Below are 15,595 nucleotides of genomic sequence, written 5' to 3'. Positions count from 1 at the left end.
CCGGAGATCCACGGGGGGATCCACAGGGAGGGTCAGTCCCGGTAGAGGCCGTGCTTCGCGATGTGCTGGACCACGCCGTCGGGCACGAGGTACCAGACGGGCAGGTCCTGCCGGACCCGCTCGCGGCAGTCCGTCGAGGAGATCGCCAGGGCGGGCACCTCGAGCAGGTGGACCGAGCCGGCCGGGAGCGAGCCGGACGCGGGGACGGCGAGGTCGTGCCCGGGGCGGGTGACCCCCACGAGGTTCGCCAGCTCGGCGAGCCTCTCGGCGTCCTTCCACGTGAGCATCTGCGCCAGCGCGTCGGCACCGGTGATGAAGTACAGCTCCGCGTCGGGGCGCTGGGTCCGCAGGTCCGAGAGCGTGTCCACCGTGTAGGTCGGCCCGGGCCTGTCGACGTCGACGCGGCTGACGGTGAACCGCGGGTTGGACGCCGTCGCGATGACCGTCATGAGGTAGCGGTGCTCGGCCGGGGAGACCGCCCGCGCGCTCTTCTGCCAGGGCTCGCCCGTGGGGACGAAGACGACCTCGTCGAGGTCGAAGCGGGCCGCGACCTCGCTGGCGGCCACGAGGTGGCCGTTGTGCACCGGGTCGAACGTGCCGCCCATCACCCCGATGCGGGACCTGCCGGGAGCGCGCCCCGGCAGGGGGGCCGGCGAACCGGTCAGTGGCGGTTGCCGACGCTGCGGAAGGCCCACAGGATCGCCAGCAGCAGCAGGAAGGTCGCGAAGGCGATCAGGCCGAAGACGAGCGGCGGGAACGGCGCCGAGTCGGCGGGCTCGTTGGCGCCGGTGGCGCTCATGACCAGGGCGACGAGCACAGCGCCTCCACGAGGTGATCCAGGGCGGTCCCGCCGGGGGTCGGCGGGTGCGGGTCCACAGTCTGCCAGGTCACCAGGGCCGGACGTCGCCAAGGGCCGCCGGCGGGGGTGTCCGCTCCCCGCGGGCCCTGAGCGTCTCGCGGTCGACCACCTCGATGCCCACGGCGCGCCACCCGGGCAGGTCGGCCGCGCGGCGGTTCTCCGCCCACATCCGCAGGCCGAGCGCGGCGGCGTCGTCGACGTCCTCGGCCTCGTCCCAGTAGCTGATCTCAGCCCTCTCGTCGTTGTAGCGGACGGTCGCGGGGAAGGGCTGCGCCTCGACGAGGCGCACCAGGGCGGCGTGCAGCTGCTGGCGGGGCACGCGCGGCCCGGCGAAGGTCACGCTCACGTGCCACAGCAGGGGCTCACCGGCCCCCCAGGGCTGTCCGGCGCCGCCGGGCAGCTCCTCGAGGCCGGGCAGGGGCGCATCACCGCCCTCACCCCCACCGGGCGCGAGCACCAGCCGGGGTGGCTGCGGCTGGCGCGGGGAGTCGTCCACGGGGGTGTCTCCGTCTCTAGAGGGTCCTACGTCGTCGCTGCGGCCCGCCGGCCGCTCGAGGCGGCGGGAGCGCCTGCGGCCCCACCCTGCCTCCGCCGGGGCAGCAGCACCAGGTCGTCGCGGTGCACCAGCACGCGGTCGTACCCGGGCCCGAGGGCGTCGAGCCGCTCCCGGGTGGAGCGCCCGAGCAGGTCGGGCACCTCCGCCGACGAGTAGTTGACCAGGCCGCGGGCCACGGCGTGGCCGCTTTCGTCGCACAGGTCCACCGGGTCACCCGCCTCGAACGTCCCGTCCACGGCCACGACGCCCGCGGGCAGCAGCGACGCGCCCCGGCGCACCACCGCCGCGACGGCGCCCGCGTCGAGCGCCAGCCGCCCCTGGGGGCTCGCGGCGTGCGCGAGCCAGAGCATGCGCGTGCGCGGGCGGGTGCCCGTGGGGGTGAACCAGGTGCCGACGTCCTCGCCGCGCAGCGCCTCACCGGCCTGCGCCGCGGACGCCAGCACCGTGGCGATCCCGGCACCGGTCGCGATGGCCGCGGCGTCGAGCTTGGTGGTCATCCCGCCGGTGCCGACGCCGCTGCTGGAGCCGCCCACCACGACGTCCTCCAGGTCCGCCGGGGAGGCGACGACGGGCACCCGCTGCGAGCCCGCGCGGCTGGGGGGCCCGTCGTAGAGGGCGTCGACGTCGGACAGCAGCACGAGGGCGTCGGCGTGGACCAGGTGGGCGACGAGCGCCGCGAGGCGGTCGTTGTCGCCGAAGCGGATCTCCGCGGTGGCCACGGTGTCGTTCTCGTTGACCACGGGCAGGACGCCCATGCCCAGCAGGCGCTCCAGCGCCCGCTGGGCGTTGCGGTACTGGGTGCGGCGGATGACGTCGTCGGCGGTGAGCAGCACCTGCCCCACCGTCAGCCCGTGGGCGGCGGCGGCGGAGGTGTACCGGGCCACGAGCAGCCCCTGCCCCACGCTCGCGGCGGCCTGCTGCGTGGCCAGGTCGCGGGGCCGGCGCGACAGGCCCAGCGGACCCAGCCCGGCCGCGATGGCCCCCGAGGAGACGAGGACCACCTGGGTGCCGGCCTGCACCCGCTCCACCAGGGCGTTGACGAGCGCGATGAGGCGCGCGTCGTCGATGCCGCCGCTGGGCTGGGTCAGCGACGACGAGCCGACCTTCACCACCACGCGTCCGGCTGCCGCCAGGGCCGACCTGTCGGCGAGCCGCGGCCGGTCGCCGGCAGCGTCAGCGCCGGCTGCCGCGTCAGCGCCGGCTGCGCTCACCCCTCGTCCCCGGCGTCCGTCCAGATGCCCGCGCGGCGCTCGTCGGCCAGCTCCTCCCGGGCCTCGCGCTTGGCGCTGCGCCGGTCCTCGTACAGCTCGCGCTTCTCCTCGCGGCTGGCGCGACCGCTGCCCTCCAGGCGCAGGTCGGTGCCGCGCGGCCCCACGGCCATGTCGGAGCCCACCAGGGTGGGCTCCCAGTCGAAGACGACCGCGTCGTCCCCGGGCCCGATGACCACGGTGGAGCCGGCCACGGCCCCGGCCTTGAACAGCTCCTCCTCCACGCCAAGGCGCGCCAGCCGGTCGGCGAGGTAGCCCACGGCCTCGTCGTTGGCGAAGTCGGTCTGGCGGACCCAGCGCTCGGGCTTGGCGCCGCGGATGCGGAACACCACGTCGCCCTGCGCCTCCGCGTAGCCGGGGGCACCCTCGCGGGCCACGGTGAAGCCGGCGTCGTCCACGGCCTTCGGGCGGATCACCACGCGCTGCGCGGGCATCTCCGGCGCCTCCTCACGGGCGCGGCGCACCAGCGCCGCCATCGCGAAGGACAGCTGGCGCAGCCCCTCGTGGCTCGCCGAGGACACCTCCAGCACCGACAGGCCGCGGGCCTCCAGCTCGGGGCGCACGAGCTCGGCGAGCTCCTTGGCCTCGGGGACGTCCACCTTGTGCAGCACCACCAGGCGGGGCCTGTCCGGCAGCGGGACGGAGGCGGGGCCGGTGGCGTCCGGGGCGATCGGGTAGGCCGCCAGCTCCGCCTCGATGACGTCGAAGTCGGTGATGGGGTCGCGCCCGGGGTCGAGGGTCGCGCAGTCGAGGACGTGCACCAGGGCGGCGCAGCGCTCCACGTGGCGGAGGAACTCCAGGCCCAGGCCCTTGCCCTGGCTGGCGCCCGGGATGAGGCCGGGGACGTCGGCCACCGTGAAGCGCTCGTCCCCGGCGGTGACGACGCCGAGGTTGGGCACGAGCGTGGTGAAGGGGTAGTCGGCGATCTTCGGCTTGGCCGCCGAGAGGGATCCGACCAGGCTGGACTTGCCGGCGCTGGGGTAGCCGATGAAGGCGACGTCGGCGAGGCTGCGCAGCTCCAGCACGACGTCCTCGGCCTCACCCGGCTCACCGAGCAGCGCGAAGCCCGGCGCCTTGCGGCGCGCGCTGGCCAGCGCGGCGTTGCCCAGCCCGCCGCGGCCGCCCGCTGCCACCACGAAGCGCGTGCCGGGCCCGACGAGGTCGGCGATGATCTCGCCGTCGGCGTTGCGGACCGTGGTGCCCTCGGGCACCGGCAGGACCAGGTCGTCGCCGTCGCCGCCGTTGCGGTGGCCTCCCGCCCCCTGCTTGCCGTTGGTGGCGCGGCGGTGCGGCGCGTGGTGGTAGTCGAGCAGGGTGGTGGTGGAGGTGTCGACCTCGAGCACCACGTCACCCCCCCGACCGCCGTTGCCGCCGTCGGGACCGCCCAGCGGCTTGAACTTCTCGCGGTGCACCGATGCACACCCGTTGCCGCCACTGCCGGCGGCCACGTGCACCACGACGCGGTCGACGAACGTCGCCACCGGGGCACCTCCTCTGTCTTCGGGTCGAGCTGGTCCTGCGGGTGAGGACGCAGCGAGGGGGCGGCCGGTGTTCCGGCCGCCCCCTCGGTGGGCCGCGGCGTCAGTCGCGCAGGGCCCGTGCAGTCAGCGTGGTGCTCAGGCCTCCACGGCCACGGGCACGACGGCGACGACGCGGCGACCGCCGCGCGTGCCGAACTGCACCGAGCCGGCAGCCGTGGCGAACAGCGTGTCGTCGCCACCGCGGCCGACGTTGTCGCCCGGGTGGAAGTGGGTGCCGCGCTGGCGGACGATGATCTCGCCGGCGCCGACGACCTGGCCGCCGAAGCGCTTCACGCCGAGGCGCTGGGCGTTCGAGTCGCGGCCGTTGCGGCTGGAGCTGGCGCCCTTCTTGTGTGCCATCTCAGTGCTCTCCTCGGGTCTGTCTGTGCTCGGGTCGGCGTCAGCCGATGGCCGTGATGCGCAGGCGGGTCAGCTCCTGGCGGTGGCCCTGGCGCTTCTTGTAGCCGGTCTTGTTCTTGTACTTCTGGATGACGATCTTCGGGCCGCGCTCGGCCCGGATGACCTCGGCGGTGACGGTCGTCTTGGCCAGGGCGTCGGCGGCGCTGGTGACGGTCTCACCGTCGACCAGCAGGAGCGGCGTCAGCGAGACGGACGAACCGGTCTCCCCCGCCACCCGGTCGACGACGAGCACGTCGCCGACGGCGACCTTCTCCTGGCGGCCGCCGGCGCGGACGATGGCGTACACGTGTCGCTCACTCTCTGCTGGAACTGCTGGACTGGCTGTGCTGGCTGGTGCTGGTCTTCCTGCGCACCACCGCGACCGGCCTGGGCCGGTGGTGGGCGGCGCTGGTGCTGCGGCTCGGCGGGCGCGCGCCACAGGCGCGTACCGGCGCACCGAGAGCGCACCGACGGACCAGGATACGGATCCCGGACCACGAGCGTCAAAGCGGCTGGCGCGGCGTCAGCCGCGCGTCCCCTCCCCCGCCCCGTCGGACCCCTCCTCGACGGCCGCCGAGGAGTGGTCCGGGTGCTCGTCGAGCAGCGGCGCGGAGACCTCGGGCTGCACCAGCTCGACGGTCTCCACCGTGGTCGTCTCGACCACCTCGACGTGCGCCGCGTCGTCCGCGGACGGTGAGGCCTCGGCCACGGGCTCAGCGACCCGAGCGCCGTCGTCAGCTGCCTCGACGCCGCCCAGGGCAGCCAGCAGCGCCGCCGCCTCCAGCGACGGCGCGACCGGAGCCGCGTCGGTCGGCGCGCCGGGGCGCAGGGAGGCGAGCGCGATGCCGTTCATGGCCTCGCGGACGGCGTCGCGCGCGGCCTCCTCGCGGCTGCGCGCCTCACCGTCGCCCTTCTCGGCGGGCTCGGCGGGTTCGTGGCGCTCGGCATTCTCGGCCCGGCCGGCGCGCTCGGAGCGCTCCGCCCGCTCAGCGCGGTCGGCGCCCCTGCCACCGCGCGACGAGCGCTCGGGCGCCGAGCTCCGCTCAGCTCCCTCGGCGCGCGCCTCCTCGCGGGGACCGCGCTCGGAGCGCTCAGCCTTCTCGGGCCTGTCAGCGCTGCGCTGGTCGGACCGCTGGTCGGACCGCTGGTCGGACCGCTGCTCCGACCGGCCGCGCGGCGGGGCGGGCACCGGCGGGTGCCCTGCGCTGCCGCCGCCGTGGCCTCCCTGACCACCCTGGCCCGCGTGGCCGGAGAGGTCGTCGTGGACGACCACGCCGCGGCCCGCGCAGTGCTCGCACGGCTCGCTGAAGGTCTCCAGCAGGCCCTGCCCGACGCGCTTGCGGGTCATCTGGACGAGGCCCAGCGAGGTGACCTCGGCCACCTGGTGCTTGGACCTGTCGCGGCCCAGGCACTCGACGAGGCGCCGCAGCACGAGGTCGCGGTTGGACTCGAGCACCATGTCGATGAAGTCGACGACGACGATGCCGCCGATGTCGCGCAGCCGCAGCTGGCGCACGATCTCTTCGGCCGCCTCGAGGTTGTTGCGGGTGACCGTCTCCTCGAGGTTGCCCCCCGAGCCCGTGAAGCGGCCCGTGTTGACGTCGACCACGGTCATGGCCTCGGTCCTGTCGATGACGAGGGAGCCGCCGGAGGGCAGCCACACCTTGCGCTCGAGGGCCTTGGCGATCTGCTCGTCGATGCGGTGGTGGGCGAAGGCGCTGCCCTCGCGGCCGTCGACGTCCCAGCGGCTGACGCGCTCGGCGAGGTCGGGGGCCACGGAGTCGACGTAGGGCCTGATGGAGCTCCACGCCTCCTCGCCCTCCACCACGAGGTGGGCGAAGTCTTCGTTGAAGACGTCTCGGACCACCTTGATGACCAGGTCGGGCTCGCCGTGCAGGAGCGTGGGCGGGGTGACCTGCTTGGCCCGCGCGGAGATCTCCTCCCACTGCGCGGTGAGCCGCTCGACGTCGCGCCGCAGCTCCTCCTCGCTGGCGCCCTCGGCTGCCGTGCGCACGATGACGCCGGCGTCCTCGGGGACGACCTCCTTGAGGATCGACTTCAGCCGAGAGCGCTCGGTGTCGGGCAGCTTGCGGGAGATGCCGGTCATGGTGCCGCCGGGCACGTACACGAGGTAGCGGCCGGGCAGGGAGACCTGGCTGGTGAGGCGGGCGCCCTTGTGGCCGATCGGGTCCTTGGTGACCTGCACCAGCACCGGGTCGCCCGACTTCAGCGCGGACTCGATCTTCTTGGCCTGGCCGGACAGACCGGCGGCCTCCCAGTCGACCTCGCCGGCGTACAGCACGGCGTTGCGGCCGCGGCCGATGTCGACGAAGGCGGCCTCCATGCTCGGCAGCACGTTCTGCACGCGGCCGAGGTGGACGTTGCCGATCATCGAGGTCTGCTGCTTGCGCGCCGAGTAGTGCTCCACCAGCACGCCGTCCTCGAGGACGGCGACCTGGGAGCGCCCGCCGCGCGAGCGGACGACCATCGTCCGCTCGACGCTCTCGCGCCGGGCCAGGAACTCGGCCTCCGACAGCACGCGGGGGCGCCTGCCGCCGTCGCGGCCGTCGCGGCGGCGCTGGCGCTTGGCCTCGAGGCGCGTGGAGCCCTTCACAGCGGTGACGTCGCCACCGCTCTCGGAGGACTCGCTGCGGGAGCGGCGGGAGCGCGACCGGGACCGGGAGCTGGTCGAGCCGGTCGAGGCGGTCGAGGCGGTCTCGCCCTCGCCAGCGTCCTCGGAGTCGTCGGGACCCCCGCGACGACGCCGACGGCGACGGCGGCGGGTCGTCGAGGAGCTGTCCTCGGCGTCGCCGTCCTCGGAGTCCTCGGAGTCCGCCGCCTCGTCGGCCTCGTCCCCGGTGTCCGCCTCGTCAGCGTCCTCGGAGTCCTCGGCGTCCGCGGTGGCGCGCGCCTCGGTGAGGTCGCCGGAGGCGGAGTCGTCGCCCTCGGCGGCCTCCTCGGCGCCGGCCTCGTCGCCGTCGTCGCCGGCGCGTCGGCGGCGGCCGCGACCACCACGACGGCGGCGACCGCGACGCGGCTTGGAGCCACCCTCGTCAGCACCGTCCTCGGCGCTGTCGTCGGCGTCGTCCTCGTCGGCGCCGGAGTCCTCGTCGGCGCCGGAGTCCTCGTCGGCGTCGTCGTCGCCCTGGGCGGCAGCCTCGCCCTCCACGGCGCCGACGGCGTCGGCCGCGTCACCGTCGAGAGCGGTGGCGTCGAGCGCGTCGTCCTCGACGACCTCCGCCGCAGCCTCGACGGACCCGAGCGGGTCTGCCGAGGCGCCGGCGCCGGCCTCGGCGGGCGCTCCGTCCGCCGGGGCCGCCAGGGCCTCGTCGGAGGCGGGAGCCTCGGCTGCGGGGGCGGACCCCACGACCTCCGCGGGCTGCGCGGGCTGCGCGGAGCCGGCGGTCTGCTCGGCAGGGGGCTCGGGGGTCTCGACCGGCGGGCCGGCGGGACGGGAGGCGGCGCGGCGCCGGCGCGGCCGACGGCCCGGCGCCTCGGCGGCGGGCTCGGCCTCGGGTCCGGCGGCCGGTGCTGCGGCGGTGGGCTCGGGTGCGTCGGCCTGGACGGCGGGCTCGGGCGCCGCGACCTGGGCGGCAGCGGTCCCGCGGCGGCGGGGGGTCCGGGCGGCCGGCTCAGCGGCTGCGGGCTCCGCGGCGGCAGCGGCTGGCTCAGCGGCGGCCGACTGGAAGACCGGGAGCGCGCTGGCGGTCGAGCGGCCGACCGGAGCCGCCTCGGGCTCGGGCGCTGCGGCGGCCTGGCGCTCGACGTCCGCGGCCTCGGACTGGAAGTGCACGGCGGGCGGCCCCGCCGGGCGCGACACCGCGCGGTGGTGGCCGCGGCGTCGCCGCTGCCCCCCCGCCTCGGCGGTCGTGCCGTCGTCGTCGACGTCGTTGCTGGTGCTCACGGGAGCTCCGTCCACCCCGGGTACCGGCCACACCACCGGTGCTCGGGTGCTCGGCCCACCGCCCGCGAGCGGTGGGGAAGTCTGGTGGCCGGGTAGGAGCGCCGCTGGGTTCGTGGCCCCGGCGCAGTCCTGCCCGGCGTCGGCGGCGACCTGAGGGCACCGGGGGACCGGTGCCCCTGCCGCTCGCGGGGCGCGCCTGCGCGCCTGCGAGCCACCGGTGAGGGGCTGCGGCGCGGAGTCGGGCCACCACCACGAGCGGCGAGGTCGTCGTCGGGACTGCCGTCAGGTGTGATGTGCCGGCCGTCCGGTGCCAGTGTCCCACAACCCGGCCAGCCCGTCTGCGCCCCGCCCCCCGTACGTCCCCCGCACGTCTCCCGCACGTCCCCCCGCGCGCCCCCCGGACGCCCACGGGCGGGCGTGGACGCGCGGGCGGCGGCTCAGAGGTAGCGCTCGGGGTCGAAGTCGGCCAGCGGGATGACGCGGACGCGCGGCAGCACCTCGGTGAAGGCGTGGACGTGGTCCTCCAGGTCGAACACCTGCAGGCCGCGGCCGGTGAGGTCCCCGAAGGTGGAGCTGACGAACTCCCGGAAGCCCAGCAGTCCCACGCGCCGGCCCTCGGTCTCCAGGACCCGGCGCAGGTGGGCGGTGAAGTCGCCGTCGTGGCTGGCCAGCAGCACGTCGCCGGGGCGTTCCGCGATGGCCTCGAGCGTGCGCTGGATGCCCAGGTCCACGACCTTCTCGCCGGGGCCGCCGGCGAGCGGGATGGGGCGGTAGTCCATGGCGAGCAGGGCCTGCACGAAGCTCATGGGCATCGAGCCGGACGTGGCGTTGAGGAAGAACAGGGCCCGCACGGGCTGGCCCCAGGCCTGCTCGGCGAAGTCGCGCACGCGGTCCCACCGGGGCCGCTCCCCCGGTGAGGGCCGCCGCCCCAGCACGCTCATCCCCAGGGTGGCGTCGATGTTCTCGCCGTCCACCAGGAGGTACGTCATCCGCTGCGCCGCACCCGGGGAGTCGTTGCCTGCCACCGAGGCAGCGTAGCCATCCCCGGACCCGACGGCGCCGAACCTCCACCGGGGCCCGGGGGCAGGAGGGGAGTCCCCGGGCCCCCATCTCGGCGCGCCACCCCCGACACGTCGATCACGCCGTGCCACCGGTCGGTCACTGCGCGATGATGGGGACCCCGTCCACGGAGGCCCGAGATGTCCGACCCACGGGCCCCGGAGGCCCAGCGGGCCGAACCGCCGCACCCGGCGCCGGACCACGGCCGTCACCGCGCTCCACGGCGGGCTGCGGTGCGCCGTCGCGCTCTGGCGCTCTCCCTGGTGCTCGCCGTCGCCGCAGCCGCCGTCCTGGCCGTGCTCGTCCTGCGCCAGCCGCCAGGCCGCGACGCTGCGAGCACGGGCGCAGCACCGACGGCGCCGGGCACCACGACCTCCGCCGGGACGAGCACCGGGGCGACCGGTGGGGGTGGACGGCCGTCGACCTCGTCCCAGCTCTCGGCCCAGGGGTCGGTGCAGGGGGCGGCGCAGGCCGCGGCGCTGTGGCTGGCGGGCCAGGCGCCCCAAGGGGGCGGGGTCGCCGTCGACCCGGAGCTGTACGACGAGGTCGCCACGTCCGCCCAGCTGGCCTCCCGCCTCGTGCCCGCTCCGACCGCTGCGGCGGGCGGCCAGCTCGGCGCGAGGTGGGTGGTGGCGGGGCCGGCGCTGCGCACCGAGGCCGCACCGGGGAGCTGGGCGGCCCGGGCCCTGGCGTCCTCGCGCGTCGTGGCGGCGTTCGGCGACGGCGACGGGCGCGTGGAGGTCCGCGAGCTGGAGGGCGCCGGCCCCACCGACGAGCCGGTGGTCCCCCTGGCCGCGGGTGAGGACCTGACCACGTCGCCGCCGGTGACGTCCGCGCCGCCCCGGGCGACCGCGACGCCGGCGGACCCCGCGGCCCTGGCGGAGCTGCAGCGCAACTCGCGGCTGGACTTCTCCCCCCGGGCCCGCGAGGCGCTGAGCACGGAGCAGGTCGACCTGCGGCTGGCCGCGCTCCTGGTGCAGCTCGCCGTCCAGCAGCCGCTGTCGGTGGCGGACCTGCCGTCCAACGGCGGGAGCGAACCGCTGCGCACGGTGGTGCTCGACGGTGTCGACGGGCGGGCCGTCGGCGCCGACCCGGACGCGCTGGCGCTGCTGCAGCGGCAGCTGACCGCGCAGGACCCGGCCTACCGCGCCAGCGTCGCCCAGGAGCGCGACGGGGACACGCAGGTGCTGCGGATCGCCCTCCCGTCCGCCGGGATGTGAGGCGCTCTCCGGCCTGGCGGGTCGGGTGGGCCGCATGGATGATGGGCCCGGCCGATCGGAACGGTGAGCAACGACACCGCCACAGACGGTGCCCGCCGCTCGGCTGCGAAGGAGATCCCGTGTCCGCTGCTCCACGTCCCTCCCGGCGAGGACTGCTCGTCGGCGCCCTCGTCGCGGCAGCGGTCCTGGGCCCCGCGTCCGCCGCTCAGGCGTCGGGGGCGTCGTCCTCCACCGACGACGCCTACATCCGGGTGGCCCACCTCGTGCCCGGCTTCGGCGGGGTCACCATGACCGCCACGCTCACGGCCTTCGACGGCTCCACCCGCCAGCTGACGCTAGCTCCCGAGGCCACCTACGGCGCCATCACGGGGTACGAGCCGCTGCCCGCAGGCTCCTACGCCGTGGCCGTGCGGCCCGTCGGCGCGGCCGCCAGCACGACACCGGTGCTCACCCAGACCCTCACCGCGCAGGCCGGGGACGCCTACACGATCGCCGGCCTCGGCGACAGCACGGCCCCGCGCCTCTCGGCCATCCAGGACGACCTCGCCTCCCCCGGCCCGGGGACGGCGCGCGTGCGCGTCCTGCCCGCGGCCGAGCCCGGGCAGACCACGGACGTCACGGCCTCGGGCCGCTCGGTCGCCTCCGCCGCCGCCTTCTCCGAGCCCACCGGCTACGTCGACCTGCCCGCCGGGCCGGTGACCTTCGAGGCGTCCACCGGCCAGCGCAAGGCCCAGGAGTCGACCACCCTGGCCGGCGGCAGCGTCTACACGGTGCTCGTCCTGGCCGACGGCACCAGCGGCCTGGAGCTCCGGCCGGTCACCGACGCGACGGGTTCCGGAGTGGTCCCGCAGGGCGGCGCCGCGACCGGTGGCGGCTACCTGGCCGAGCACGCCGGCGGGGCGACCCTCCCGGCGGTCGCGTCCGCGGCAGCCGGCACGGCGGTCGCCGGTGGCGCCCTGGCCGCTGCGCTGGCCCTGGTGCGCCGTCGTCGCGGGGCGATCGCGCAGCGGTGAGCTCCGTCCAGGAGCCGCAGCGCGGGAGCGCACGGCGGGGCCGGCACGCAGCGCCACCTCCCGCGGCTTCCCAGCGGGCCGTGGGGCTGCTCGACGTAGCCCTCCGCCTGCCCGGGCGGTGGGGCACCACCTCGCCCGGCAGCCGCGCGGCGGCAGCCGCGGTCTGCCTCGGCCTGGTCGGGGTGGCGGTCCCCGCCGGGATCGCGGCGCTGCCCCAGGAGCCGGCGGGGGCGCCTTCTGAGCGGACGGCGCTGGTGGCGGCGGCCGCCGCCGGCGCTGCGGGCTCCTCGTCGTCCTCCTCCACCTCGGACGCCGCTGCCGCCGTGCCGGCCCCGGCCGTGGTGCCGCTGTCCGTGACCGCTGTGGCGGCGCCCACGGCGGTGCAGGTGCCCTCGCTCGGCATCTCCTCCGACCTGGTGCGCCTGGGGACCACCGCCGACGGCGCTCTGGAGGTCCCCGCCGACGCCGCGCACGCCGGGTGGTTCGCGCAGGGCGTGGCGCCGGGCGCCGTGGGGCCGGCCGTCATCGCCGGTCACGTCGACTCCCGCAGCGGGCCCGGCGTCTTCGCCAGGCTGTCCCAGGTCGCGCAGGGTGCGCAGGTGGAGGTGCGGCGGGCGGACGGCAGCACCGCCGTCTTCGTGGTCACCGGGGTCCAGCAGGTGGCCAAGGACGCCTTCCCCACGCAGGCCGTCTACGGCCCGGTGGCCGGTCCGGAGCTGCGCCTCATCACCTGTGGCGGGGCCTTCGACGAGAGCACCCGCCACTACGTCGACAACGTGGTCGTCTACGCCCGGCTGGCGCAGACGACCACGTCGTAGCTCCGCCTCTCAGCGGCGGCTCACAGGGACGGGAACCAGATCCCGATCTCACGGGCGGCGGACTCCGGCGAGTCCGAGCCGTGCACGAGGTTCTGCTGGACCTTCAGGCCCCAGTCGCGGCCGAGGTCGCCGCGGATGGTGCCGGGGGCGGCGGTGGTCGGGTCGGTCGTGCCGGCCAGGGAGCGGAACCCCTCGATGCAGCGCTCGCCCTCGACGACCACGGCCACGAGCGGCCCGGAGGCCATGAACTCCAGCAGCGGCGCGTAGAAGGGCTTGCCCTCGTGCTCGGCGTAGTGGGCGCTCAGCTCGGTCTGCGTGGCCTCGCGCTGCTGCAGGGCGACGATGCGGTAGCCCTTCGCCTCGATGCGCGCCAGGACGGCGCCGGTGAGGCCGCGGCGGACGCCGTCGGGCTTCACGAGGACGAGGCTGCGCTCGGTGGTCGACGCGGTGGTCGGCTCAGTGCTCACGGCCCGGACCCTAGCGGCGCGCCGCTGCGGGGCCGACCTGGGCGCACCCTCGCGGGTGAGCAGGGCGGCGCCGGGAGAGCATGGGGACGTGGACGACGACGCGGGCCGCAGCGCCGACGAGGGCTTCGCTGCTCGCCTGCGGCGGGAGACGGCCGAGGCGCACGGTGCGGCGGAGCGCTCGCCCTTCATGGAGGAGCTGCTCTCCGGGTCGCTGGGACCGGCGGCGCTGACGACCTTCCTCGCTCAGGTGCACCACCTGTACGCCGTGCTGGAGCCCGCGGTCGACGCGGCGCGCGACGACGTCGTCGTCGCCCCCTTCGCCGACGACCGCCTGCGGCGGCTGCCGGCCGTCTCGGCAGACCTGCGCGCCCACGCCGGTGAGGGCTGGCGCGAGCACCTCGTGCCGCTGCCGGCCGCCGAGCGGTACGCCGAGCGGCTGCGGCAGGTGGCGACGTGGCCGGCGGGCCTGGTGACCCACCACTACCTGCGCTACCTCGGCGACCTGTCCGGCGGGCAGGTGGTGCGGCGCCTGCTGGCGCGGGCGTACGGCTGGCCGGAGGCGGAGCTGCGCTCGTGGGACTTCCCCGGCGTCCCCTCGCCCAAGCGGTACCGCGACCACTACCGGTCGCTGCTGGACGCCGCGCCCTGGGACGAGGCGGAGCGCGGCCGCGTGGTCGAGGAGGCCCGCCGGGGCTACCGGCTCAACGAGGAGCTGTTCGACGACCTCAGCGCGCGGCTTCCGGAGTGGCGTCGCTAGCGCTGCTGCTCGGCGAGCTGCACGGCCCAGCGCCGCCGGTCGGTGTCGATGCGCCGGCCGATGGAGACCAGCCACCACCACAGCGCCGCGAAGCCGACCGCCACGACGAGGGCCGCGACGCCCGCCTCGAGCACGACCAGCGCGAGCGAGACGCCGACGGCGACCAGGAGCACCTGCACCGCGTTCCCGACGACCACCCCGCGCGCGCTGCGCGCGGTGCCGCTCGCCAGGACGCAGACGACGACGATCACCAGCCCGACGCCCCACACCCAGCCCCGGCCCACGCCCTGGTCGGGCAGGAACGCGGCCGCCACCATGGTGCCGAACAGGACGGCGAAGGCCTCCAGCAGCAGCGTCGTGGAGGCCAGGCGCGCCGTCATCGTGGGCGGCGGCACCGTCAGCTCGCCCTGCTGCACCTGCCCCTGACCCGACGTCCGACCCTCGGGCGCGCTCGACTGCTGGGGGCTGTCAGACACGCCTGCAGCCTACGTCGCCCCTCCCCCCACCCCGACGGTCGAGGAACGCACGCACACCGATCGGGCCCGCGGGTGGGTTCTACGCTCCGCTCGTGCCCCTCCCCCGGATCCTCCTCGAGCAGCGGGCGACGTACGACGCCGAGGTCGACGCCGCCTACCTGTACCTCGTCGACGAGATCGCCGACGGCGCGGCCACCACCCAGCGGGTCGTCGAGGTCCCGGGCGCGGGCGAGGTGGTCCTGGACTTCGACGACGACGGTCGCTTCCTCGGCATCGAGGTGATCGCCGCGTCGGCGCTGCTCCCCCGCGACCTGCTCGACCGCCTCACCGCTGGTGGGCAGACTCCCGACGACCAGTCCCCCGACGACTTCGCCCCCATCAACCTCCTGCACGGCCCCGTGGCCGACTGGCTCGCAGCGCACGGCCCGCACGCCGAGGCGCTGGCGGACGAGGTGGCCTGGTCCCCCACCTTCACCGAGCAGTCCTTCCCCAAGGGCCCGGGCGAGGTGGAGGAGCTCTGGACCACCGGCGGATGGGTCTCCTGGGTCGGCGGCCCCGCCGTCGCCCCGCTGGACCCCTGGCCGCGCTCCGCAGCGGGCGCACCGCTGGAGCACGTCATCACCGTCTGCCTCGACGACCTCCACACCACCGGCGACACCGCGAGCACCCGGACCTTCCCCCAGCACGAGCAGGGCCTGCCGGCCACCGGCGCCCTGGAGGTCTTCCACGACCTGAGCACCTGGGGATGGGACGCCGACGACGCCGCAGCCGCGGGGTGGCTGGTGCGCTGGGTGCCCCAGCCCGACCGCTCCCACCTCGTGCTCGGACCGGACACCACCGCGCTGGACGGCCGTCCTTCCTCCCCGACCTGCCAGGCCGGGACCTTCCTGCCGGGGTGGACCCTCCCGCCCCTGGCCGACGCCGTCGAAGCCCCGTCAACGGTCTTCGACGTCGTTGAAGAGCTCGCCCGCGAGCACGCCCGCGCGTGGTGCCACCAGCGGCAGCTCCCGTTCCACGGGCAGGTCGACGGTCCCACCCACGCCTACGGCCACGGCTCCCGGTCCACCGCCGCGGCCGCCGAGGTGCTCGCTGCGGTGCTGCCCGTTTCCGACGGCGACCACCACAGGCTGCTGCTCGAGGTCGAGTCCGGCTCCCACCTCGCCGGGTGGTTCGGCGACCGCGGCCACCTGCAGGTGTGGATGCGCCAGAGCGACCTGGCAGCGCGCCGCTTCCAGGCCGCCTGGTGCATGGTCCGCACCGCCTGACCGGCGCGGCGGCA

At 76.2% G+C, this 15,595-nt stretch carries 16 protein-coding genes; 5 read left to right on the top strand and 11 right to left on the bottom strand.

The genetic code is table 11. The features are described 5' to 3' along the window. Positions 1 to 32: 32 nt before the first annotated feature. From nadD to FMM08_RS06500, 9 genes are all read right to left on the bottom strand, one after another. Positions 33 to 644, bottom strand: a complete 612-nt coding sequence (gene nadD, locus FMM08_RS06535) for a nicotinate-nucleotide adenylyltransferase (protein WP_439653551.1) — start codon at positions 642 to 644, stop codon at positions 33 to 35. A gap of 17 nt (positions 645 to 661) precedes the next feature. Then, complete coding sequence (locus tag FMM08_RS22910) at positions 662 to 817, bottom strand: hypothetical protein (protein WP_187279609.1); 156 nt, start codon at positions 815 to 817, stop codon at positions 662 to 664. 70 nt (positions 818 to 887) lie between these two features. Further along, positions 888 to 1,355 carry a DUF8830 family protein gene (locus tag FMM08_RS06530; protein ID WP_147925536.1) on the bottom strand — a complete coding sequence of 156 codons (468 nt, stop codon included), beginning with the start codon at positions 1,353 to 1,355 and terminating at the stop codon, positions 888 to 890. A 26-nt stretch (positions 1,356 to 1,381) separates the two neighbouring features. After that, a complete protein-coding gene (gene proB / locus FMM08_RS06525; RefSeq protein ID WP_147925535.1) occupies positions 1,382 to 2,626 on the bottom strand; it encodes a glutamate 5-kinase in 1,245 nt (414 codons plus the stop codon). Beyond that, a complete protein-coding gene (gene obgE, locus FMM08_RS06520) occupies positions 2,623 to 4,164 on the bottom strand; it encodes a GTPase ObgE (protein ID WP_147925534.1) in 1,542 nt (513 codons plus the stop codon). The genes proB and obgE overlap by 4 nt, the downstream gene beginning before the upstream one ends. A gap of 135 nt (positions 4,165 to 4,299) precedes the next feature. Next, positions 4,300 to 4,563, bottom strand: a complete 264-nt coding sequence (rpmA, locus tag FMM08_RS06515) for a 50S ribosomal protein L27 (RefSeq protein WP_139712097.1) — start codon at positions 4,561 to 4,563, stop codon at positions 4,300 to 4,302. Between the two features lie 40 nt (positions 4,564 to 4,603). Then, positions 4,604 to 4,909, bottom strand: a complete 306-nt coding sequence (gene rplU / locus FMM08_RS06510) for a 50S ribosomal protein L21 (protein WP_147925533.1) — start codon at positions 4,907 to 4,909, stop codon at positions 4,604 to 4,606. A 216-nt stretch (positions 4,910 to 5,125) separates the two neighbouring features. Then, the gene (locus tag FMM08_RS06505; RefSeq protein ID WP_222710481.1) at positions 5,126 to 8,506 is read right to left on the bottom strand and encodes an Rne/Rng family ribonuclease; all 3,381 of its coding nucleotides are present in this window, start codon (positions 8,504 to 8,506) and stop codon (positions 5,126 to 5,128) included. Between the two features lie 437 nt (positions 8,507 to 8,943). Next, entirely contained in the window at positions 8,944 to 9,495 is a 552-nt protein-coding gene (locus tag FMM08_RS06500; protein WP_147925679.1) for an NYN domain-containing protein, read from the bottom strand. Positions 9,496 to 9,798: 303 nt separating this feature from the next. On the opposite strand from FMM08_RS06500, the gene FMM08_RS06495 reads away from it, so the two are divergent. From FMM08_RS06495 to FMM08_RS06485, 3 genes are all read left to right on the top strand, one after another. Beyond that, positions 9,799 to 10,785, top strand: coding sequence for a hypothetical protein (locus FMM08_RS06495; RefSeq protein ID WP_147925532.1), 987 nt, complete (start codon positions 9,799 to 9,801; stop codon positions 10,783 to 10,785). A gap of 119 nt (positions 10,786 to 10,904) precedes the next feature. Continuing rightward, entirely contained in the window at positions 10,905 to 11,798 is an 894-nt protein-coding gene (locus FMM08_RS06490; protein ID WP_187279591.1) for a DUF4397 domain-containing protein, read from the top strand. Further along, positions 11,795 to 12,616: a class F sortase gene (locus FMM08_RS06485; RefSeq protein ID WP_222710480.1), complete on the top strand. Its 822-nt coding sequence runs from the start codon at positions 11,795 to 11,797 to the stop codon at positions 12,614 to 12,616. Before FMM08_RS06490 ends, FMM08_RS06485 begins: the two co-directional genes overlap by 4 nt. Before the next feature lie 20 nt (positions 12,617 to 12,636). Here the strand turns inward: FMM08_RS06485 and ndk are convergent, their stop codons facing one another. Next, on the bottom strand, positions 12,637 to 13,083 hold the full coding sequence (gene ndk / locus FMM08_RS06480; RefSeq protein WP_147925530.1) for a nucleoside-diphosphate kinase: 447 nt from the start codon (positions 13,081 to 13,083) through the stop codon (positions 12,637 to 12,639). An 88-nt stretch (positions 13,084 to 13,171) separates the two neighbouring features. On the opposite strand from ndk, the gene FMM08_RS06475 reads away from it, so the two are divergent. Beyond that, positions 13,172 to 13,840 carry a biliverdin-producing heme oxygenase gene (locus tag FMM08_RS06475; RefSeq protein WP_222710478.1) on the top strand — a complete coding sequence of 223 codons (669 nt, stop codon included), beginning with the start codon at positions 13,172 to 13,174 and terminating at the stop codon, positions 13,838 to 13,840. Here the strand turns inward: FMM08_RS06475 and FMM08_RS06470 are convergent. Further along, the gene (locus tag FMM08_RS06470) at positions 13,837 to 14,316 is read right to left on the bottom strand and encodes a DUF4233 domain-containing protein (protein WP_147925528.1); all 480 of its coding nucleotides are present in this window, start codon (positions 14,314 to 14,316) and stop codon (positions 13,837 to 13,839) included. The genes FMM08_RS06475 and FMM08_RS06470 overlap by 4 nt on opposite strands. A gap of 92 nt (positions 14,317 to 14,408) precedes the next feature. On the opposite strand from FMM08_RS06470, the gene FMM08_RS06465 reads away from it, so the two are divergent. Beyond that, a complete protein-coding gene (locus tag FMM08_RS06465; protein ID WP_147925527.1) occupies positions 14,409 to 15,581 on the top strand; it encodes a DUF2283 domain-containing protein in 1,173 nt (390 codons plus the stop codon). Positions 15,582 to 15,595 lie beyond the last annotated feature (14 nt).

The sequence above is a fragment of the Quadrisphaera setariae genome, from assembly GCF_008041935.1.
In the GTDB taxonomy this organism is placed as follows: Bacteria; Actinomycetota; Actinomycetes; order Actinomycetales; family Quadrisphaeraceae; genus Quadrisphaera; species Quadrisphaera setariae.
This window is presented reverse-complemented; position numbering and strand designations above follow the sequence as displayed.

Coding starts and splice junctions, on each gene's coding strand:
- rpmA (WP_139712097.1), bottom strand. CDS start 4,563: ATGGCACACAAGAAGGGCGCCAGCTCCAGCCGCAACGGCCGCGACTCG.
- FMM08_RS06500 (WP_147925679.1), bottom strand. CDS start 9,495: ATGACGTACCTCCTGGTGGACGGCGAGAACATCGACGCCACCCTGGGG.